This is a genomic window from Pseudomonas sp. R3.Fl (genome assembly GCF_023516765.1).
Taxonomy (GTDB): Bacteria; Pseudomonadota; Gammaproteobacteria; order Pseudomonadales; family Pseudomonadaceae; genus Pseudomonas; species Pseudomonas citronellolis.
Genome location: NZ_JAMGSO010000001.1, coordinates 2,059,037 through 2,077,701, shown reverse-complemented (window position 1 = coordinate 2,077,701; position 18,665 = coordinate 2,059,037). Strand labels below are relative to the sequence as shown.

Sequence of the window (18,665 nt, the reverse complement as noted above, 5' to 3'; positions counted from 1 at the left end):
TACGAAAAGCGCCTCGGCGCGGCCGGCAAGATAGTCGCCCCTACAGGCGTACCGCTCAACCCCGCTCCGGAATCCCCAACCCCCGCTGCACCGCCGGCCGCGCCAGGAACGCCTCCAGCACCCGCTTCACATTGCCGAAGCGCTCGAACTGCACCAGGTCACCCGCTTCGTAGAAGCCCACCAGGTTGCGCACCCAGGGGAAAATGGCGATGTCGGCAATGCCGTACTCCTGGCCCATCACCCAGTCGCGGCCTTCCAGGTGCTGGTCGAGCACGCCGAGCAGCCGCCGGGACTCCTCCACGTAGCGGTTCAGCGGCCGCTTGTCCTCGATCTCGCGGCCGGCGAACTTATTGAAGAAGCCCAACTGGCCGAACATCGGCCCGATGCCGCCCATCTGGAACATCAGCCACTGGATCGCCTCGTAGCGTCGCGCCGGGTCCTTGGGCAGCAGTTGGCCGGTCTTGTCGGCCAGGTAGATGAGGATGGCGCCGGACTCGAACAGCGCCAGCGGCTGGCCGCCGGGGCCGTTGGGGTCGAGGATGGCGGGAATCTTGTTGTTCGGGTTCAGCGAGAGGAATTCCGGGCTGAACTGGTCGTTGCGCTCGAAGCTGACCAGGTGCGGCTCGTAGGCCAGGCCGGTTTCCTCCAGCATGATCGAGACCTTCACCCCGTTGGGCGTGGGCAGCGAGTACAGCTGCAGGACGTCGGGGCGGGTGGCGGGCCATTTGCGGGTGATCGGGAAGTCGGCGAGCGAAGGCATGGGAACTCCGGTCTGAAAGTCGAACGCCCAGCATACGCCGCCGATCGCGCAGGGGGGAGGTGCCAGCGGCGCCGCGAGCCGGTATGGTGCCGTCTCCGATCCACCGCTCAAGGACAGCGCCATGAGCCTGCAAGGCACCTACGATGCGCAGAACATCTTCGCCCAGATCATTCGCGGCGACGCCCCCTGCTACAAGCTGTACGAGGACGACGACGTGCTCGCCTTCCTCGACCTCTTCCCGCAGTCCCACGGCCATGCGCTGGTGGTGCCCAAGCGCAGCGCCGCGCGCAACATCCTCGAAGTCGACCCCGATGCGCTGTGCAAGGTGATGGGCGTGGTGCAGCGCCTGACCCGCGTGATAGTCGAGGAGCTGAACCCCGACGGCGTGCAGGTGGCCCAGTTCAACGGCGCGCCCGCCGGGCAGACGGTGTTCCATATCCACGTGCACATAGTGCCGCGCTACGCCGGCCAGGGCCTGGGCATCCACGCTGCGCAGAAGGCCGACCCGGCCGAGCTGGAGCAACTGCAGGCGCGCCTGGTGCGACGCATCAACGGGTAAGCCGGGGAAGGGCGGGGCCGTGGCCCCGCCCGGGCATCAACGCTGGGCCGGGAGGATGTCGAAGCCTTTGTTGGCGTCGCTGAGGATGCGGAACTGCGCGGTCTCGCCGGCGGCGAGGTCCACCAGCAGTTCGCGGCGCAGCAGGCCCTTGCTGCACAGGCCCTCGCCCTGTTCGTCGGCGCCGATGCCGACGATGTGCTGGCCGGGCGGCAGCTGGAAGCTGGCGGTCTCGCCCACGGCGATGCGCGCGGCCAACTGGCGGTCGATCTTGAAGGCGACCATGCAGCCGCCGCCGAGGAAGCCCAGGTCGCGCTCGACCTCGACCTTGGCGTCGCCCTGGGCCTCTTGCTGGAAGCCCAGCAAACGGTCGGCGGGCACCGGGCCGGTTTCCTTGGCCTGGTAGGACGAGCAGCCGGCCAGGGCCAGCAGGGACAGCGAAGCGATCAGTACGCGCATGGGCGCCCTCCGTGGTTGGGGTTCCTCGAAGGCTAGCGCAGCGGCGATGAAGCTGCCGTGAATTCAGCGTGGCGGCGTTGGTCGCCATGCTTGCACCGTCCGGCGGGCGACGACCGGCTGTCATGCCGGGCGGGCGGACTGGCTAGACTCCATCCACGCGGATGGGCGGTCGTTTCGTCCAGCGCTCCGCCATGCCGGGCGGGGCCAGGGAAAGGTAGCCATGCACGACAAGGCCAAAGCCAATGCGCCGGGGGAGCCGGCGGCCAGCACCAGCGGACTGGACCTGGCCGACCAGCGCCTGCTGATGCGCCTGATCTTCTTCTGCACCGGGCTGACCCTGGGAATCTTCTCGGTGCTCCAGTGCCTCAACGGCAACTACCTGCTGGCGGGCCTGGAGGCGCTGGTCTGCGCGCTGCTGCTCTGGGCCACCTCGCGCCTGGCGCGGGTGCGCGACCTGACGCCGTGGATCTACGCCTACCTGCTGCCCACCTTCTGCTTCCTGGTCTACATCATCATCATGCCGCAGGCCTCGGCCACGGCCTTCGTCTGGCTCTACCTGATGCCGGTGATGGCCTACCTGCTGCTGGGCGCCTGGCGCGGCTTCCTGCTCTCGGTGCCCTTCGTCGGCGTGGCCGCGCTGCTCTACCTGCGCCAGCACCCGCTGCGCCTGGACGCCCCGGGGATGATCGACCTGGGCAACGCCATCCTCTGCGGCCTGCTGATCATGGCCTTCGTGCACATCTACGAAACCCGCCGCGCCCAGGCCCAGCAGTTGCTGCAGCGCCTGGCGCTGAGCGACGCGCTGACCGGCGTGGCCAGCCGCGAGGCGTTCCAGCGCGCGGTGCTGCGTTGCCTGGAGGATTCCCGCGGCAACGGCCAGCGCTGGGTGCTGGTGCTGCTGGACGTGGACCACTTCAAGGACGTCAACGACCGCTGGGGCCACGACGCCGGCGACAAGGCCCTGCAATACCTCTGCGCCCGGCTGCGCCTGCACCTGCGCGCCGGCGACATGATCGGCCGCCTGGGCGGCGAGGAGTTCGCCCTGCTGCTGCGCAACACCGTCCGCTTCGACGCCGCGCCGCTGGTGGAGCGCCTGCGCACGGATCTGGCGGCCAACCCGCTGCTGTACCGCGGCCATGTCATCCCGCTGTCGGCCACCTTCGGCCTGGCCGAGTGGCCGGTGGACGGCGACGACGCCGAGGCCCTGTACCGTTGCTGCGACCACCGCCTGTACCGCGGCAAGGCCCAGGGGCGCAACCGCCTGGTCTGCGGCGACGGCTAGGCCGGCACCGGGCGCGGCGCCCAGGCCTGCTTCAGGCGCCGGCCCAGGCGCAGTTCCACCCATTCGTAGCTCAGCCAGGACAGCAGCAGGATCGCCGGCAGGCACAGCGCCAGCGTCTGGTACGGACCGAGGCCCAGGCGCTGGTGCAGCCAGTAGCTGGCCAGCCACAGCACTATCACGTGGACCAGGTACACCGAATAGCTCCAGTCGCCCAGCGCCTTGAGCGGGCGGCAGCCGGCGAACCATGGCTCCAGCGCCACGCAGGCGGCCACCAGCACCGCGCTGGGCAGGCCCCAGGTCAGCGGGCGCCAGGGATGGTCGGCGGGGAAGTGCAGCAGCACCAGCACCGCGCCCAGCGCCAGCGGTAGTGCCAGCGATGCCCGCAGGCGCAGCAGGCCGCGGCGGTACAGCTCGGCCAGCAGCAGGCCGAAGAGGAATTCGCAGACGATGGGGTTGCGGTAGAAATTGCTCAGCCACGGCGCCTTCGCCAGCACGCCGCTGACCAGCGCTAGCAGCGCGCCCACCAGCCAGGGGCGCCAGCGTTCGCCCACGGCGAAGGAGAGGGCGAACAGCAGGTAGAAGAGCATCTCGAAGTTCAGCGTCCAGCCCACCGGCAGGATCGGGTAGAAGCCGAAGCCGCCGGGGTTCTGGCTGGGCAGGAACAGCAGCGACAGCAGCAACTGCGGCAGGGCCACGCCGTAGACCGGCATCAGGTTGCCGAAGGCGTAGAGGATCAGCGCGGTGATGGCGGTGTACAGCCAGTAGGCCGGGGCGATGCGTGCCAGCCGCTGGGCCAGGAAGGTCAGGCCGGGCACCTGGCGCCCGGCGCAGGACAGCTGGATGACGAAGCCGCTGAGGACGAAGAAGATGTCCACCCCGACCTGGCCGCGGGTGGACAGCAGGCGCCCGCCGAGGCTGTCGGCGCGAAAATCGAAGAACACCTGCATGAAGTGATGGAACACCACCAGCCAGGCGGCCAGGGCCCGCAGCGCCTGAAGGGAAACCAGCATTGCTACCTCTGTGCTTGCCAATGAAAAGGGGCGCCGGCGGGCGCCCCTTTCCTCGACAGCGGTTTTCCCGCCGGGGTTCAGCGCACCTGCCCGGTGGCATGCGGGCACTCGCCCCAAGGGCATTTGCGCAAGAGCGCAGGGCGCTTCCGCCAACTCGCCTGGATGGCCTGGCTATAGCGGCTTTCGGGAATTTCAATCACCGGCCGGTACAAGGTCTGTATGCTGGAAAACTGCGCCGCGGTAGCGGCATTTCCCGGCGATTTGCCGCATAATCGGCGGTTATTCGAGCGCCGCGCAGCGCCGTCGCCGTTGGGCGGTGGAAGATGCCAGCGCGCCACCTTCGATGGCACACTGCCTGGTCATCAGGCCGTGCCCTCAGGCCCACGCGGGCCGAACCCCTTTTGCAGTGCCGGCCCGCGGGCGGGCACATCGATGCCTAACCATGCTGCCGGGGCCGGCAGCCAGATTGAGAAGAGGATTGACCGTGCATAAAGTCGTGATCAGCGGAACCGGTCTCTATACCCCGCCGTTCAGCATTTCCAACGATGAACTGGTGGAGTCCTTCAATGCCTACGTCCGCCAGTACAACGACCAGCACGCCGAAGCCATCGCCAAGGGCGAACTGGAAGCGCTGAGCGAATCCAGCTCGGCGTTCATCGAGAAGGCCTCCGGCATCAAGAGCCGCTTCGTGGTCGACAAGCAAGGCATCCTCGACCCGCAGCGCATGGTCCCGCGCATCCCCGAGCGCAGCAACGACGACTGGGGCATCCTCTGCGAGATGGCCGTGCACGCCGCCAAGGAGGCGCTGCAGCGCGCCGGCCGCAGCGCGGCGGACATCGACGGCGTCATCGTCGCCTGCTCCAACCTGCAGCGCGCCTACCCGGCGGTGGCCATCGAGGTCCAGGCCGCCCTCGGCATCCAGGGCTTCGGCTTCGACATGAACGTCGCCTGCTCCTCGGCCACCTTCGGCCTGCAGGCCGCGGCCAACGCCGTGCAACTGGGCCAGGCCCGCGCCATCCTGATGGTCAACCCGGAAATCTGCACCGGCCACCTGAACTTCCGCGACCGCGACAGCCACTTCATCTTCGGCGACGCGGCCACCGCGGTGATCGTCGAGCGCGCCGACCAGGCCATCGGCAAGCAGCAGTTCGACATTGTCAGCACCAAGCTGCTGACGCAGTTCTCCAACAACATCCGCAACAACTTCGGCTTCCTCAACCGCGCCGCGGAAGAGGGCATCGGCCAGCGCGACAAGCTGTTCGTCCAGGAAGGCCGCAAGGTGTTCAAGGACGTCTGCCCCATGGTCGCCGAGCTGATCGGCGAGCACCTGGCGCAGAACGACATCCCGGTCGGCGACGTCAAGCGCTTCTGGCTGCACCAGGCCAACCTCAACATGAACCTGCTGATCACCCGCAAGCTGCTCGGCCGCGACGCCGAGGCCCACGAGGCGCCGGTGATCCTCGACAGCTACGCCAACACCAGCTCGGCCGGCTCGGTGATCGCCCTGCACAAGTACCACGAGGACCTGCCCGCCGGTTCCATCGGCGTGCTCAGCTCCTTCGGCGCCGGCTACTCCATCGGCAGCGTGATCCTGCGCAAGCGCTGACCGGGTGGGCGAAGCCGACGGCGAACTGCTGGCGCGCCTGCGCGCCGGCGAGGACGCGGCCTTCCGCGAGATGGTCGCGGCCTACCAGGGCGCCATGCGCGCCGTGGCTTTGGCCATCGTCGGCAGCCCCCACGCCGACGAGGTGGTGCAGGACGCCTGGCTCGCCGTGGTGCGTCACCTGGACGGCTTCCAGGGGCGCTCCAGCCTCAAGACCTGGCTGCTGACCGTTACCGCCAACACCGCCAAGAGCAAGCTGCGCCAGGTGCGCCGGGAAGTCTCCCTGGACGACATGCCGGCGCCCCACGGCAGCATCGACGACAGCCGCTTCGCCGCCGACGGCCACTGGAGCGCCGCGCCCCTGGCCTGGCATTCGGACTCGCCCGAGGCCCTGCTGGCCGAGGACGAACTGCGCGAATGCCTGGAAAAGACCCTGCTGAGCCTGTCGGACATGCAGCGCAGCGTGGTCCTGCTGCGCGAGCGCCAGGGCCTGGAATTGCAGGAGATCTGTAATCTTCTGTCGCTTTCCCTCTCCAATGTCCGGGTGTTGCTGCACCGCGGGCGGCTGAAGCTGTTCGCCACCCTGGAGCATTTCGAGGAGACCGGCCAATGCTGACCTGCAAGGAACTGGTGGCCCTCTCCAGCGACCTGCTGGACAGCCAGCTCGGCCTGCGCGAGAAACTCGCGGTGCGCCGCCACCTGCTGCTGTGCCGCCACTGCCGGCGCTTCATCCGCCAGATGCGCCTGACCCAGGCGACAGTGCGCCGCCTGCCGGAAGACCGCGACACCGGCCTGGATCTGCTGGCCGCCCGCCTGGCCGAACTGCGCCGGGACCATTCGCGGCGCTGAGCGCAATTGCGCCGGGATGACCAGCTATCGCGGACAAGGTCCGCTCCAGGGAGGCGCCATCGTACGCGTAACTGTCTATTGGGTTCCCGCGTTCGCGGGAATGACGTCGGAAAACACGATTCTTACCCCGTCATTCCCGCGAACGCGGGACGCGGCTCCATCGCGAACAGCGCTTGCGCTGGCCCGAAGGGGAATAACCCAGAAAACAGTGTAGGAGCGGACCTTGTCCGCGATCGACGTGATTCGCGGATGAGATCCTGCGTTGCAGGCGAGCACGGCTTTTGTAGGAGCGAGCTTGCTCGCGAATGAGCCCCGCTGCGGAGTCTGTTCGCGAGCAAGCTCGCTCCTACGAAGAGCGCCTCGGCGCAGCCGGCAAGACAGTTGCTCCTACGAGCATCGCGGTGCAGCGAATCGGACCCCACCAAAGGTTGGGCTGGGCGCTGGCGGCGCTTTATCGGAAAGTGATTCCGACTGAATCTGCGCTCCATCACGTTTTAAAAATCTTGGGAATTTTCCCTTAGAACGTGAAGGCAATCGCGCTGTCGATATTTGCCGAGCATGACCGCTGAGTCATTGGAGGCAAAACGCCATCATCTGTGGCAGCATTCGCTCCTCGACTCCCCACCCGGTCCAGTTTTCCGCCACGGAGCGTCCGATGTACAAACTCTGCTTCTATGTTCCCGAGACTCACCTGGAGACGGTGAAGAAAGCGGTGTTCGCCGCAGGTGCAGGACGCATCGGTGCTTACGACAGCTGCTGCTGGCAGTCCCTCGGCCAGGGCCAGTTCCGCCCGCTGCAGGGCAGCAACCCCTTCCTCGGCTCGACCGGCCTCGTCGAGCAGGTGGCCGAATGGAAGGTAGAGATGGTGGTGGCCGACGAGCTGATCCACGACTCGGTCAAGGCGCTGAAGGCCGCGCACCCCTACGAGACGCCGGCCTTCGAGGTGTGGCGGCTGTCGGACATGGTCTTCTAGCCACCGCAAAATGAAAAAGGCGCCCGAAGGCGCCTTTTTTCATTGCCGCCTCAGGGGCGGATCTCGATCAGCGTGCCGTCCTTGACCAGGCTCCAGACCTCCTGCATGTCCGGGTTGGTCATGGCGATGCAGCCGTTGGTCCAGTCCAGGGTGGAGAAGTACCACTCCGGGTACTCGTCGCTCAGCGGGGTGCCGTGGATCATGATCATGCCGCCGGGCGACAGGCCCTTCTCGCGGGCGCGCACCACGTCGCGGGCGTTGGGGTAGGAGATGTGCATGGAGAGGTTGAACTTGTCGCTGGTCTTGCGCCAGTCGATCCAGTAGAAGCCCTCCGGCGTGCGGTTGTCGCCCTCGGCCAGCTTGGTGCCGCGCGGGCTCTTGCCCAGGGAGATGCGGTAGCTCTTGAGGATCTTGCCGTTGCTCAGCAGGTGCAGCTTGTGCTCGGACTTGAGCACCAGCACCTTGTCGATGCGGCCTTCCAGGGTCGGCGTCGCATTGGCCTGCGACAAGGCGGCAAAGGTCAGGCACAGAAAGGCAAGCAGCCAGCGCATGGAAAGACGATCCCCCGGATGTTCGATAAAGCGCCGCGATGCACGGCCCTGCAAAGTGTTCAGGTCTTCTTATAGTGGCCCGGCATGGGTGCTATGGCCTCGTTGCGCACCGGGAAGTCCTGCCTCTGCCGGTCGCTGAAGTAGCATTCTAAGGTACGGCCCACGGTGGGGAAAGCCAGCTCCGACCAGGGAATCGCCGATTCCTCGAACAGGCCCACCTCCAGGCTTTCCTCGCCGGCGGCGAAGTCCAGGTCGGCCAGCTCGGCGCGGAAGAACATGTACACCTGGCTGATGTGCGGCAGGTCGAACAGGGTATAGAGCTGCAACTGGCGCACGCGGGCGCAGGCTTCCTCCAGCGTCTCGCGGGCGGCGGCCTGCTCGAGGGTCTCGCCGTTCTCCATGAAGCCCGCCGGCAGCGTCCAGAAGCCCTGGCGCGGGGCGATGGCGCGGCGGCACAGGAGGATGCGCCCCTCCCACACCGGCAGGCAGCCGGCGACGATGCGCGGGTTCTGGTAATGCACCGTATGGCACTGGTCGCAGACGTAGCGTGGCCGGTTGTCGCCGCTGGGGATGCGCAGGCTCACGCTGGCGCCGCACTGACTGCAGAATTTCATGCACTTTCCCTGGGAATCGATACGTCCATCTTGCTCGCCGGAAGGCCCGCGCAGCAAGGGGGTGGGGCTTGGGGCGAGGCCGTCTTTCATGCCATGATTCCACAATTGAGAGAATGGCTTACACGCAGGATGTCCGCATGCTGGACGAGCTGCGCCGGCGTATCACGGCGCACACCCCCCAGGACCTGAACAGCGAGCAGCGCTTCCCCGAAGCGGCGGTGCTGCTGCCCATCACCCCCAGCGAGGAGCTGGTGCTGACCCTGCGCGCCACCGGCCTGTCGACCCACAGCGGCGAGGTGGCCTTCCCCGGCGGGCGCCGCGACCCCGAGGACGTCGACCTGATCCACACCGCCCTGCGCGAGGCCGAGGAGGAGATCGCCCTGCCGCCGAGCCTGGTGGAGGTGGTCGGGCCGCTGAGCACCCTGGTCTCGCGCCATGGCATCAAGGTGACGCCGTTCGTCGGTTTCGTCCCGGACTTCGTCGAGTACACCCCCAACGACGGCGAGATCGCCGCGGTGTTCAAGGTGCCGCTGGAGTTCTTCCGCGGCGACCCGCGGGAAATGACCCACCGCATCGACTACTTCGGGCGCAGTTGGTACGTGCCCAGCTACCGCTTCGGCGAATACAAGATCTGGGGCCTGTCGGCGATCATGGTCGTCGAGCTGGTCAACCTGCTGTTCGATGACCGCATCGACCTGCACCGAGCGCCGCCACAATTCATCAAGCTCAGCTGAGCGGCGCGTACAACAACGAGATGCCTGAGGAGCTACCGATGAAATACCGCCTGGGCGACGCCCGAGTCGAAACCCACCCCGACAGCTGGATCGCCCCGAACGCCGCGGTGATCGGCAAGGTGCGCCTGGACGCCGGCGCCAGCGTCTGGTTCAACGCCGTGCTGCGTGGCGACAACGAGCTGATCCACATCGGCGAGAACAGCAACGTCCAGGACGGCACCGTGATGCACACCGACATGGGCTTCCCGCTGAACATCGGCAAGGGCGTGACCATTGGCCACAACGTCATGCTGCACGGCTGCACGGTGGACGACTACAGCCTGATCGGCATCAACGCCGTGGTGCTCAACGGCGCGAAGATCGGCAAGTACTGCATCATCGGCGCCAATTCGCTGATCCCCGAGGGCAAGGTGATCCCCGACGGCTCGCTGGTCATGGGCTCGCCCGGCAAGGTGGTGCGCGAGCTGAGCGAGCAGCAGAAGAAGATGCTCGAAGCCAGCGCCGCCCACTACGTGCACAACGCCCAGCGCTACGCCCGCGGCCTGGCCGAGCAGGAAGAATGAGCCAGGAGCGCCCGGTGGCCTCGCCCTGCGTCTACGTCTGCACCCTGGACGATCAGGACCTGTGCATAGGCTGCCAGCGCACGGCCGACGAAATCACCCGCTGGGGCCGCATGGACAACGACGAGCGCCGCGAGGTGCTGCGCCTGTGTCATGAGCGCGCCCGTGAACAGGGCGTGCTGCTCTAGCGCGCCGACAGAACATACCCTTCCCGAGGTTGCACGCAATGCCCCGTATTGGAACCCCCCTGTCGCCCACGGCGACCCGCGTACTGCTCTGTGGCTCCGGCGAGCTGGGCAAGGAAGTGGTGATCGAACTGCAACGCCTGGGCTGCGAAGTGATCGCCTGCGACCGCTACGCCAACGCCCCGGCCATGCAGGTGGCGCACCGCAGCCACGTGCTGAGCATGCTCGATGGCGCCGCCCTGCGCGCGGTGATCGAGCAGGAGAAGCCGCACTACATAGTCCCGGAGATCGAGGCCATCGCCACCGCCACCCTGGTCGAGCTGGAGGCCGAGGGCTACACCGTGGTGCCCAGCGCCCGCGCCGCGCAGCTGACCATGAACCGCGAGGGCATCCGCCGCCTGGCCGCCGAGGAGCTGGGCCTGCCGACCTCGCCGTACCACTTCGCCGACTCCTACGAGGACTACGTCGCCGGTGTCGCGGCGGTGGGATACCCCTGCGTGGTCAAGCCGATCATGAGCTCCTCGGGCAAGGGCCAGAGCGTGCTCAAGTCCGACGCCGACCTCAAGGCTGCCTGGGACTACGCCCAGGAAGGCGGCCGCGCCGGCAAGGGCCGGGTGATCGTCGAGGGCTTCATCGACTTCGACTACGAGATCACCCTGCTCACCGTGCGCCACATCGGCGGCACCACCTTCTGCGCGCCCATCGGCCACCGCCAGGTCAAGGGCGACTACCACGAATCCTGGCAGCCCCAGGCCATGAGCCCGAAGGCCCTGGCCGAGTCCGAGCGCGTGGCCAAGGCGGTCACCGAGGCATTGGGCGGCCGCGGCCTGTTCGGCGTGGAGTTGTTCGTCAAGGGCGACCAGGTGTGGTTCAGCGAAGTCTCGCCGCGCCCCCACGACACCGGCCTGGTCACCCTGATCTCCCAGGACCTCTCCGAGTTCGCCCTGCACGCGCGGGCCATCCTCGGCCTGCCGATCCCGGCGATCCGCCAGTTCGGGCCCTCGGCCTCGGCGGTGATCCTGGTGGACGGCGAGTCGCAGCAGGTCAGCTTCGGCAACCTGGGCGCCGCGCTGACCGAGCCGGACAGCGGCCTGCGCCTGTTCGGCAAGCCGGAAGTCTCCGGCCAGCGGCGCATGGGCGTGGCTCTGGCGCGCGCCGAATCCATCGAGGAGGCGCGGGCCAAGGCCACCCGTTCGGCCGAGGCGGTGGTCATCGAGCTGTGAACCGCCTGGCGGGGCTGGCCTGGTGGGCGGCGGCGCTGCCGTTGCTGCCGCTGGCCCTGCCGATGGCCGTGCGCACCCGGCGCACGGCTTTGCGCCTGGCGCCGGCGGCCGGTTCCCGCGAGGGGCTGGCCGGCGCCGAACTCCCCGGCGAGCCGTTGAGGCTGCTGTTGCTGGGCGAGTCGACCGTCGCCGGCGTCGGCGCCTCCTGCCTGGACTTCGCCCTGGCCGGGCGCCTCTCTGCGGCCCTGGCGGCGCGCCTGCAACGGCCGGTGGCCTGGCGGGCGCTGGGGGAGAACGGCATTACCGCGTCGCAGGCCTGCGAGCGCCTGTTGCCGCTGGCCGACGGGGGTTATGACCTGGTGGCGCTGGTCTTCGGCGTCAACGACACCACGCATTTCAGTTCCACCGAGCGCTGGCAGGCATCCATCGCCCGTCTGATCGGGCATTTCCAGGCCGCTGGCGCGCGGGTGGTGTGCACGGCGGTGCCGCCGCTGCGGCATTTCCGCGCCTTGCCCTGGCTGCTGCGGCAGTTGCTGGGCTGGCGTGCAGCCTTGCTGGACCGCCAACTGTTGGCACTGGCTACGGCCGAAGGGGCCGGCTATTGCGCGGTGGGGCTGGAGATGCAGCCGCAGTATCTCGCCATCGATGGCTATCACCCGTCGGCGCTGGGCTACCAGGTGTGGGGCGAGCGCCTGGCGGAGTGGTTGGTGGCCGTGGAACGCGGCTGAGGCCGGATCGCGGGCAGGGCCCGCTACGTTGCAGGCGAGCACAGCTTCTCGTAGGAGCGAGCTTGCTCGCGAATGAGCCCCGCTGCGGAGTCTGTTCGCGAGCAAGCTCGCTCCTACGAAGAGCATCCCGGCGCTCCTACATGGATATGCCATGGCTGATGCGGCGTAGAAACCGTAGGGCGTACAACCGTTCGCGGTTGTACGCCGATGGCGCTATGGTCTGCGCTGAGTTGCCTTTCGTAGGATGGGTTGAGTTTGCGAAACCCATGCTGTCACGGCGATGGGTATCGCTTCGCTCAACCCATCCTACGGGGCTGGAGTGACAACCCCGGTCGCGATGGCGCTATCAGAGCTCCCGCTCCCGCGTCTCGTGCAGGCACAGCACCGCGATCAGGCTCAGCGCCGCCGCCACCGACACGTAGCCGCCGACCCAGCTCAGCCCGCCCATGCCCACCAGCTTCTGGGCGATGTAGGGCGCCACCGAGGCGCCGAGGATGCCGCCCAGGTTGTAGGCCGCCGAGGCGCCGGTGTAGCGCACGCGGGTAGGGAAGAGTTCCGGCAGCAGGGCGCCCATGGGGGCGAAGGTCACTCCCATGAGGAACAGCTCCAGGGCCAGGAAGATCGCTACTTCCACCGACGAGCCCTGGCTCAGCAGCGGCTGCATGGTGAAGCCGGAGAGGATGGCGGCGATGCAGCCGACGATCAGTACCGGGCGGCGCCCGTAGCGGTCGCTCAGCCAGGCGGAGATCGGCGTGGCCGCGGCCATGAACAGCACGGCGAAGCACAGCAGGCCGAGGAACTGCTCGCGGCTGTAGCCCAGGCTGGTCACCCCGTAGCTCAGCGAAAACACGGTGGAGATATAGAAGAGCGCGTAGCACACCACCATGGCCAGCGCGCCCAGCAGCACCGGGCGCCAGTGCTGGGCGAACAGCTCGGCGATCGGCAGGCTGGAGCGCTCCTGGCGTTCCATGGCCTTGGCGAACACCGGGGTTTCCGACAGCTTCAGGCGCACGTAGAGGCCGACGATCACCAGCAGTGCGCTGAGGATGAAGGGAATGCGCCAGCCCCAGGCGCGGAACTGCTCCTCGCTGAGGGTCATGGCCAGGCCGAGGAACAGGCCGTTGGCGGCGAGGAAGCCGATCGACGGGCCCATCTGCGGGAACATGCCGAACCAGGCGCGGCGGTGCTTGGGCGCGTTCTCCGTGGCCAGCAGCGCGGCGCCGCCCCATTCCCCGCCCAGCCCCAGGCCCTGGCCGAAGCGCAGCAGGCAGAGCAGCGCCGGGGCCCAGGCGCCGATGCTGTCGTAGCCCGGCAGCAGGCCGATCAGGGTGGTGGACAGGCCCATCAGCAGCAGCGAGGCGACCAGCGTCGACTTGCGCCCGATGCGGTCGCCAAAGTGGCCGAACAGCGCCGAGCCCAGCGGCCGGGCGAGGAAGGCGATGCCGAAGGTGATGAAGGCGCTGAGCATCTGCGCCGTGCCCGAGGTCTGCGGGAAGAACACCGGGCCGATCACCAGGGCGGCGGCGGTGGCGTAGACGTAGAAGTCGTAGAACTCGATGGCGGTGCCGATGAAGCTGGCGACCGCGACCCGCGCGGTGGAGTTGGCGGGTTGCTGTTCGGCGGCAGCGGCAAGGCTGGCGGTGGTCATGGGATATCCCTGTCAGTCATGGCCGGCACGGCTCTGCGGACGTGTCCGGCGGCGATGGAGGCTGCGCCCGTGCGCGAGGCGGGAAGCGCCACCCGGGTAGGGCAGGGGCGGGAACCTCGCGGCGGGTCGGGGCGAGGCCGGGTGCTTCGCCGGGCGCAGGCGCGGGGCCGGGCTCGGGCTGGCGGGCGGTCGACTGGCGCCGGGCGTTGCGCGGGTAGCGCAGGCCCTGGCGCGGGATGCTGGGTAAGCAGGGGGCGATTATAGGGCGCGGGCCGGCCGCTCAGGCAAGCCCGTCGGCGCTGCCCGGCGCCGGCGCGGCGGCGCGCCCGGTGAGCCAGACGCGCACGCTCTTCACGCGGTTCTCGCCGGACTGCAGGATTTCCAGGCGGTAGGGGCCGATGCGCAGGCACACCGGGCAGTCGGGGATCTGCTCCAGGGCCTCGGTGACCAGGCCGTTGAGGGTCTTCGGGCCCTCGCTGGGCAACTGCCAGCCCAGGGCGCGGTTGAGCTCGCGGATGTTCGCCGAGCCGTCGATCACGTAGGTGCCGTCGGCCTGGGGGTGGATGTCCGGGTTGCGCAGGGCGTCGGCGTTGCTGAATTCGCCGACGATCTCTTCGAGGATGTCTTCCAGGGTGATGATGCCGATCACCTCGCCGTACTCGTCGACGACGATGCCGATGCGCCGCTTCTGCTTCTGGAAGTTGATCAGCTGGGTGGCCAGCGGCGTGCTCTCGGGAATGAAGTAGGGCTCCAGGCAGGCCGCGCGCAGGCTGTCCTTGGTCAACTGGTTGTGCGTCAGCAGGCGGGCGATCTGGCGCATGTGGACGATGCCCTCGACCTGGTTGATGTCGTTGCGGAACACCGGCAGGCGCGTGTGGGTGGTGTTGCGCAACTGGCTGATGATGCTTTCCACGTCATCGTCCAGGTCGATGCCCTGCACCTCGTTGCGCGGCACCATGAGGTCGTTCACGGTGATCTTTTCCAGGTCGAGGATGCTCAGCAGCATGTCCTGGCGGTTGGCGCTGAGCTTCTCGCTGGATTCGCTGACCACGCTGCGCAGCTCGTCGTTGTTCAGCGGCCGGCTGCGGCGCTGCGCCGGGTCCAGGCCGCACAGCCGCAGGATGCCGTTGCTCACCCCGTTCATCAGCCACAGCAGCGGGCTGAACAGGCGCTGCAGCCACAGCAGCGGCAGGCTGGCGGGGAAGGCCACGCGTTCCGGGCGCAGGGTGGCGTAGGTCTTGGGGGTGATCTCGCCGAAGATCAGCAGCACCAGGGTCAGCGCCAGGGCGGTGGGCGCCACCGCGAAGTCGCCCCACAGGCGCAGGGCCAGCAGGGTGGCCAGGGACGAGGCGATGACGTTGACCAGGTTGTTGCCGATGAGGATGGTGCCCAGCAGGCGGTCGGTGCGCAGCAGCAGCCAGCTGGTACGCCGCGCCGCGCGGTTGCCCTGCTTGGCCTGGTGGCGCAGGCGGTAGCGGTCCAGGCTGAGCACGCCGGTCTCGACGCTGGAGAAGAACGCCGAGCACAGCAGCAGGACGACCAGCAGGCCGATCAGGTAGCCGGGGTGGATGTCGCCCATGCGTCGGGTTCCCTCAGCGTTCCGTGGCGCCCAGGCGCCGCCGGGCTCAGATGTGCAGGATGAATTCCTTGACCAGCTTGCTGCCGAAGTAGGCCAGCATCAACAGGCAGAAGCCGGCCAGGGTCCAGCGGATCGCCTTGTGCCCGCGCCAGCCGAGCTGGTGGCGGCCCCACAGCAGCACGGCGAAGACCACCCAGGCGAAGCAGGAGAGGATGGTCTTGTGCGCCAGGTGCTGGGTGAACAGGTTGTCGAGGAACAGCCAGCCGGACACCAGCGACAGCGAGAGCAGCACCCAGCCGCCCCAGAGGAAGCCGAACAGCAGGCTTTCCATGGTCTGCAGCGGCGGGAAGTTGCGGATCAGCCCGGCCGGGTGCTTGTGCTTCAGGCGATGGTCCTGCACCAGCAGCAGCAGGGCCTGGAACACCGCGATGGTGAGCAGGCCGTAGGCCAGCACCGAGAGCAGGATGTGCGCGAGGATGCCCGGCTGCTCGTTGATCGGCTCCAGGGTGCCGTGGGGCACCAGCACCGACAGCGCGGCGGTCAGCATGCCCAGCGGGAAGAGGAACAGCAGCAGGTTCTCCACCGGGATGCGCAGGCAGGCCAGCAGGGTCAGGGCGATCACCGCCGCGGCGATCAGGTTGGCGGCGTTGAAGAAGTCCAGCACCAGCCCGGCGTCGGTCAGCAGTTGCGGCGTCAGGCCCAGGCACTGGGCGACCAGCGCGGCCAGGCCGAGCACCAGCAACAGGGGTTTGTTCGGCGCGGCGCGGCGCGCCAGGCAGACACCGTGGTAGGCCGTGGCGCCCAGGTAGAGGAGGGCGGCGAGCAGGCTGGGCAGCAGAGGGTGCATAGCGTCTTGGGCGAATCCTTCGAAAGGTGCCGAGTTTGGCACAGAACGCCCATGCCTAGAAAGCAGCCGGGAACGCTTCGCTTTCTCGCTGCGGCGGGATCATCGGCGGTGTCTGCGGCCTTCGCAGTTGGTTATAATCCCGCGCTTGCTGCCACGCCCACCCCGGCCGCTCCCGGCCCGATAGGAACGCGCATGTTCGAAAACCTTACAGACCGCCTCTCGCAAACGCTGCGCCAGGTCACCGGCAAAGCCAAGCTGACCGAGGACAACATCAAGGATACGCTCCGCGAGGTGCGGATGGCCCTGCTCGAGGCCGACGTGGCCCTGCCGGTGGTCAAGGACTTCGTCAACCGCATCAAGGAGCGCGCGGTCGGCACCGAGGTGTCCAAGAGCCTGACCCCGGGCCAGGCCTTCGTGAAGATCGTGCAGGCCGAGCTGGTCGAGCTGATGGGCGCGGCCAACGAGGACCTGGCGCTCAACGCCGCGCCGCCGGCGGTCATCCTCATGGCCGGCCTGCAGGGCGCGGGCAAGACCACCACCGCCGGCAAGCTGGCGCGCTTCCTCAAGGAGCGCAAGAAGAAGTCCGTGCTGGTGGTTTCGGCGGACGTCTACCGCCCGGCGGCGATCAAGCAGCTGGAAACCCTGGCCAACGACATCGGCGTGACCTTCTTCCCCTCGGACACCAGCCAGAAGCCGGTGGCCATCGCCGAGGCGGCGATCCGCGAGGCGAAGCTGAAGTTCATCGACGTGGTGATCGTGGATACCGCCGGTCGCCTGCACGTCGACACCGAGATGATGGACGAGATCAAGCAGGTCCACGCGGCGATCCAGCCGGTGGAAACCCTGTTCGTGGTCGACGCCATGACCGGCCAGGACGCCGCCAACACCGCCAAGGCCTTCAACGACGCCCTGCCGCTGACCGGCGTGGTGCTGACCAAGGTCGACGGCGACGCCCGCGGCGGCGCCGCGCTCTCGGTGCGCGCCATCACCGGCAAGCCGATCAAGTTCCTCGGCATGGGCGAGAAGAGCGAAGCGCTCGACCCCTTCCACCCGGACCGCGTGGCCTCGCGCATCCTCGGCATGGGCGACGTGCTCAGCCTGATCGAGCAGGCCGAGCAGAACATGGACCGCGAGAAGGCCGAGAAGCTCGCGAAGAAGATCAAGAAGGGCAAGGGCTTCGACCTCGAAGACTTCCGCGACCAACTGCAGCAGATGAAGAACATGGGCGGCCTGGGCAGCCTGATGGACAAGCTGCCGATGATGGGCGGCGTCAACCTGGCGCAGATGGGCAACGCCCAGGGCGCGGCGGAGAAGCAGTTCAAGCAGATGGAGGCGATCATCAACTCCATGACCCCCGCCGAGCGCCGCGACCCGGAAGTGATCAGCGGCTCGCGCAAGCGCCGCATCGCCATGGGTTCGGGTACCCAGGTGCAGGACGTCGGCCGCCTCATCAAGCAGCACAAGCAGATGCAGAAGATGATGAAGAAGGTCACCGCCAAGGGCGGCATGGCCAAGATGATGCGCGGCATGGGCAGCATGTTCCCCGGCGGCATGCCGAAGATGTGACCCCACGGGCCCGCCCGGCTGGCGGGCCGACGTGCTGCGGCTTGCGGCGCGGGGCTTTAGCTCATAGAATATGCGGCCTTTCGGGCTCCGTGCCCGGGGGCTGCATTTCTTTTTTGCAAGCAAACCATAGGAACAATGTACGCATGGTAACCATTCGTCTGGCTCGTGGCGGCTCCAAGAAGCGCCCGTTCTATCACCTGACCGTGACCAACAGCCGCAACGCTCGCGACGGCCGTTTCGTCGAGCGCGTCGGTTTCTTCAACCCTGTCGCCACTGGCGCCGAAGTCAAGCTCTCGGTCAACCAGGAGCGTCTGAACTACTGGCTGAGCCAGGGCGCCCAACCGTCCGAGCGCGTTGCCCAGCTGATCAAGGAAGCCGCCAAGGCTGCCTGAAGTCGATGAACACGATGCCTGCGGCCGAGGAAATGATCGTACTCGGCAAGATAGTTTCCGTGCATGGCATTCGTGGCGAGGTGAAGGTGTATTCCTTTACCGACCCGTTGGACAACCTGCTGGACTACCGGCGCTGGACGCTACGGCGTGGCACCGAGGTTCGACAGGCTGAACTGGTCAGTGGCCGCGTGCAGGGCAATGTCCTGGTGGCGAAGCTGAAGGGACTGGATGATCGCGAAGTCGCCCGCACCTATGCGGATTTCGAGATCCTGGTACCGCGCAGCGAGCTCCCGGAGCTGGACGACGGCGAGTTCTACTGGAGCCAGTTGGAAGGTCTCAAGGTGATCGACACGAACGGGCAACTGTTCGGGATACTCGACCACATGCTGGAGACCGGCGCCAACGACGTGATGGTGGTCAAGCCCTGTGCGGGCAGCCTGGATGACCGCGAGCGCCTGTTGCCCTATACGGAGCAATGCGTGCAATCGGTGGACCTGGCGGCTGGCGAGATCAGGGTGGACTGGGACGCGGATTTCTGACCCGCAG

22 protein-coding genes are annotated in these 18,665 nt (G+C 67.6%); 14 read left to right on the top strand and 8 right to left on the bottom strand.

Annotated elements, in window-relative coordinates:
- Positions 1 to 55: 55 nt before the first annotated feature.
- On the bottom strand, positions 56 to 760 hold the full coding sequence (locus tag M8R19_RS08895) for a glutathione S-transferase N-terminal domain-containing protein (protein ID WP_116422426.1): 705 nt from the start codon (positions 758 to 760) through the stop codon (positions 56 to 58).
- Between the two features lie 121 nt (positions 761 to 881).
- On the opposite strand from M8R19_RS08895, the gene M8R19_RS08890 reads away from it, so the two are divergent.
- Entirely contained in the window at positions 882 to 1,319 is a 438-nt protein-coding gene (locus tag M8R19_RS08890) for an HIT family protein (RefSeq protein WP_249917600.1), read from the top strand.
- Between the two features lie 36 nt (positions 1,320 to 1,355).
- Here the strand turns inward: M8R19_RS08890 and M8R19_RS08885 are convergent, their stop codons facing one another.
- On the bottom strand, positions 1,356 to 1,775 hold the full coding sequence (locus tag M8R19_RS08885; RefSeq protein ID WP_074976531.1) for a 3-isopropylmalate dehydratase: 420 nt from the start codon (positions 1,773 to 1,775) through the stop codon (positions 1,356 to 1,358).
- Between the two features lie 220 nt (positions 1,776 to 1,995).
- On the opposite strand from M8R19_RS08885, the gene M8R19_RS08880 reads away from it, so the two are divergent.
- Complete coding sequence (locus M8R19_RS08880; protein WP_116422424.1) at positions 1,996 to 3,057, top strand: GGDEF domain-containing protein; 1,062 nt, start codon at positions 1,996 to 1,998, stop codon at positions 3,055 to 3,057.
- On the opposite strand, the gene M8R19_RS08875 is transcribed toward M8R19_RS08880, so the two are convergent.
- Entirely contained in the window at positions 3,054 to 4,067 is a 1,014-nt protein-coding gene (locus M8R19_RS08875; RefSeq protein ID WP_249917599.1) for an acyltransferase family protein, read from the bottom strand. The genes M8R19_RS08880 and M8R19_RS08875 overlap by 4 nt on opposite strands.
- A gap of 484 nt (positions 4,068 to 4,551) precedes the next feature.
- On the opposite strand from M8R19_RS08875, the gene M8R19_RS08870 reads away from it, so the two are divergent.
- The 4 genes from M8R19_RS08870 (at position 4,552) to M8R19_RS08855 (ending at position 7,492) form a co-directional block, all read left to right on the top strand.
- Positions 4,552 to 5,673 (top strand): beta-ketoacyl-ACP synthase III, encoded by a 1,122-nt coding sequence (locus tag M8R19_RS08870; RefSeq protein WP_249917598.1) that lies wholly within the window; start codon positions 4,552 to 4,554, stop codon positions 5,671 to 5,673.
- Positions 5,674 to 5,677: 4 nt separating this feature from the next.
- Positions 5,678 to 6,286, top strand: a complete 609-nt coding sequence (locus tag M8R19_RS08865) for an RNA polymerase sigma factor (protein WP_349654698.1) — start codon at positions 5,678 to 5,680, stop codon at positions 6,284 to 6,286.
- Positions 6,280 to 6,519 (top strand): anti-sigma factor family protein, encoded by a 240-nt coding sequence (locus M8R19_RS08860; protein ID WP_249917597.1) that lies wholly within the window; start codon positions 6,280 to 6,282, stop codon positions 6,517 to 6,519. Before M8R19_RS08865 ends, M8R19_RS08860 begins: the two co-directional genes overlap by 7 nt.
- A 655-nt stretch (positions 6,520 to 7,174) precedes the next feature.
- Positions 7,175 to 7,492 (top strand): YqfO family protein, encoded by a 318-nt coding sequence (locus M8R19_RS08855; RefSeq protein WP_249917596.1) that lies wholly within the window; start codon positions 7,175 to 7,177, stop codon positions 7,490 to 7,492.
- 50 nt (positions 7,493 to 7,542) lie between these two features.
- Here the strand turns inward: M8R19_RS08855 and M8R19_RS08850 are convergent, their stop codons facing one another.
- Positions 7,543 to 8,043, bottom strand: coding sequence for a L,D-transpeptidase family protein (locus tag M8R19_RS08850; RefSeq protein WP_009616312.1), 501 nt, complete (start codon positions 8,041 to 8,043; stop codon positions 7,543 to 7,545).
- Between the two features lie 59 nt (positions 8,044 to 8,102).
- Positions 8,103 to 8,657 carry an NUDIX hydrolase gene (locus tag M8R19_RS08845; protein WP_249917595.1) on the bottom strand — a complete coding sequence of 185 codons (555 nt, stop codon included), beginning with the start codon at positions 8,655 to 8,657 and terminating at the stop codon, positions 8,103 to 8,105.
- A 137-nt stretch (positions 8,658 to 8,794) separates the two neighbouring features.
- Between M8R19_RS08845 and M8R19_RS08840 the strand changes: the two genes are divergently transcribed.
- Genes M8R19_RS08840 through M8R19_RS08820 form a run of 5 tightly spaced genes read left to right on the top strand, consistent with a single transcriptional unit; the run spans position 8,795 to position 12,087 of the window.
- Positions 8,795 to 9,391, top strand: a complete 597-nt coding sequence (locus M8R19_RS08840; RefSeq protein WP_074978923.1) for a CoA pyrophosphatase — start codon at positions 8,795 to 8,797, stop codon at positions 9,389 to 9,391.
- Between the two features lie 38 nt (positions 9,392 to 9,429).
- A complete protein-coding gene (locus M8R19_RS08835) occupies positions 9,430 to 9,954 on the top strand; it encodes a gamma carbonic anhydrase family protein (RefSeq protein WP_249917594.1) in 525 nt (174 codons plus the stop codon).
- Complete coding sequence (locus M8R19_RS08830) at positions 9,951 to 10,139, top strand: DUF1289 domain-containing protein (RefSeq protein ID WP_009616323.1); 189 nt, start codon at positions 9,951 to 9,953, stop codon at positions 10,137 to 10,139. Before M8R19_RS08835 ends, M8R19_RS08830 begins: the two co-directional genes overlap by 4 nt.
- Before the next feature lie 38 nt (positions 10,140 to 10,177).
- On the top strand, positions 10,178 to 11,359 hold the full coding sequence (gene purT / locus M8R19_RS08825) for a formate-dependent phosphoribosylglycinamide formyltransferase (RefSeq protein ID WP_249917593.1): 1,182 nt from the start codon (positions 10,178 to 10,180) through the stop codon (positions 11,357 to 11,359).
- Entirely contained in the window at positions 11,356 to 12,087 is a 732-nt protein-coding gene (locus M8R19_RS08820) for an SGNH/GDSL hydrolase family protein (protein ID WP_249917592.1), read from the top strand. The genes purT and M8R19_RS08820 overlap by 4 nt, the downstream gene beginning before the upstream one ends.
- 346 nt (positions 12,088 to 12,433) lie before the next feature.
- Here M8R19_RS08820 and M8R19_RS08815 read toward each other — a convergent pair whose 3' ends face one another.
- The 3 genes from M8R19_RS08815 to M8R19_RS08805 all read right to left on the bottom strand — a co-directional run bounded on the left by M8R19_RS08815 (position 12,434) and on the right by M8R19_RS08805 (position 16,161).
- Entirely contained in the window at positions 12,434 to 13,735 is a 1,302-nt protein-coding gene (locus M8R19_RS08815) for an MFS transporter (protein ID WP_249917591.1), read from the bottom strand.
- A gap of 280 nt (positions 13,736 to 14,015) precedes the next feature.
- Complete coding sequence (locus tag M8R19_RS08810) at positions 14,016 to 15,314, bottom strand: HlyC/CorC family transporter (protein WP_074978908.1); 1,299 nt, start codon at positions 15,312 to 15,314, stop codon at positions 14,016 to 14,018.
- 46 nt (positions 15,315 to 15,360) lie between these two features.
- Positions 15,361 to 16,161 (bottom strand): cytochrome C assembly family protein, encoded by an 801-nt coding sequence (locus M8R19_RS08805; RefSeq protein WP_009616342.1) that lies wholly within the window; start codon positions 16,159 to 16,161, stop codon positions 15,361 to 15,363.
- Positions 16,162 to 16,353: 192 nt separating this feature from the next.
- Here M8R19_RS08805 and ffh point away from each other — a divergent pair, with 192 nt between their 5' ends.
- The 3 genes from ffh to rimM all read left to right on the top strand — a co-directional run bounded on the left by ffh (position 16,354) and on the right by rimM (position 18,658).
- Positions 16,354 to 17,727, top strand: a complete 1,374-nt coding sequence (gene ffh / locus M8R19_RS08800; protein ID WP_249917590.1) for a signal recognition particle protein — start codon at positions 16,354 to 16,356, stop codon at positions 17,725 to 17,727.
- A gap of 143 nt (positions 17,728 to 17,870) precedes the next feature.
- Entirely contained in the window at positions 17,871 to 18,119 is a 249-nt protein-coding gene (rpsP, locus tag M8R19_RS08795; RefSeq protein ID WP_024766882.1) for a 30S ribosomal protein S16, read from the top strand.
- A 5-nt stretch (positions 18,120 to 18,124) separates the two neighbouring features.
- Entirely contained in the window at positions 18,125 to 18,658 is a 534-nt protein-coding gene (rimM, locus tag M8R19_RS08790) for a ribosome maturation factor RimM (RefSeq protein WP_371921163.1), read from the top strand.
- Positions 18,659 to 18,665: the final 7 nt, after the last annotated feature.

Coding starts and splice junctions, on each gene's coding strand:
- M8R19_RS08895 (WP_116422426.1), bottom strand. CDS start 760: ATGCCTTCGCTCGCCGACTTCCCGATCACCCGCAAATGGCCCGCCACC.
- M8R19_RS08890 (WP_249917600.1), top strand. CDS start 882: ATGAGCCTGCAAGGCACCTACGATGCGCAGAACATCTTCGCCCAGATC.
- M8R19_RS08885 (WP_074976531.1), bottom strand. CDS start 1,775: ATGCGCGTACTGATCGCTTCGCTGTCCCTGCTGGCCCTGGCCGGCTGC.
- M8R19_RS08880 (WP_116422424.1), top strand. CDS start 1,996: ATGCACGACAAGGCCAAAGCCAATGCGCCGGGGGAGCCGGCGGCCAGC.
- M8R19_RS08875 (WP_249917599.1), bottom strand. CDS start 4,067: ATGCTGGTTTCCCTTCAGGCGCTGCGGGCCCTGGCCGCCTGGCTGGTG.
- M8R19_RS08860 (WP_249917597.1), top strand. CDS start 6,280: ATGCTGACCTGCAAGGAACTGGTGGCCCTCTCCAGCGACCTGCTGGAC.
- M8R19_RS08855 (WP_249917596.1), top strand. CDS start 7,175: ATGTACAAACTCTGCTTCTATGTTCCCGAGACTCACCTGGAGACGGTG.
- M8R19_RS08850 (WP_009616312.1), bottom strand. CDS start 8,043: ATGCGCTGGCTGCTTGCCTTTCTGTGCCTGACCTTTGCCGCCTTGTCG.
- M8R19_RS08845 (WP_249917595.1), bottom strand. CDS start 8,657: ATGAAATTCTGCAGTCAGTGCGGCGCCAGCGTGAGCCTGCGCATCCCC.
- M8R19_RS08840 (WP_074978923.1), top strand. CDS start 8,795: ATGCTGGACGAGCTGCGCCGGCGTATCACGGCGCACACCCCCCAGGAC.
- M8R19_RS08835 (WP_249917594.1), top strand. CDS start 9,430: ATGAAATACCGCCTGGGCGACGCCCGAGTCGAAACCCACCCCGACAGC.
- M8R19_RS08830 (WP_009616323.1), top strand. CDS start 9,951: ATGAGCCAGGAGCGCCCGGTGGCCTCGCCCTGCGTCTACGTCTGCACC.
- purT (WP_249917593.1), top strand. CDS start 10,178: ATGCCCCGTATTGGAACCCCCCTGTCGCCCACGGCGACCCGCGTACTG.
- M8R19_RS08815 (WP_249917591.1), bottom strand. CDS start 13,735: ATGACCACCGCCAGCCTTGCCGCTGCCGCCGAACAGCAACCCGCCAAC.
- M8R19_RS08810 (WP_074978908.1), bottom strand. CDS start 15,314: ATGGGCGACATCCACCCCGGCTACCTGATCGGCCTGCTGGTCGTCCTG.
- M8R19_RS08805 (WP_009616342.1), bottom strand. CDS start 16,161: ATGCACCCTCTGCTGCCCAGCCTGCTCGCCGCCCTCCTCTACCTGGGC.
- ffh (WP_249917590.1), top strand. CDS start 16,354: ATGTTCGAAAACCTTACAGACCGCCTCTCGCAAACGCTGCGCCAGGTC.
- rpsP (WP_024766882.1), top strand. CDS start 17,871: ATGGTAACCATTCGTCTGGCTCGTGGCGGCTCCAAGAAGCGCCCGTTC.
- rimM (WP_371921163.1), top strand. CDS start 18,125: ATGAACACGATGCCTGCGGCCGAGGAAATGATCGTACTCGGCAAGATA.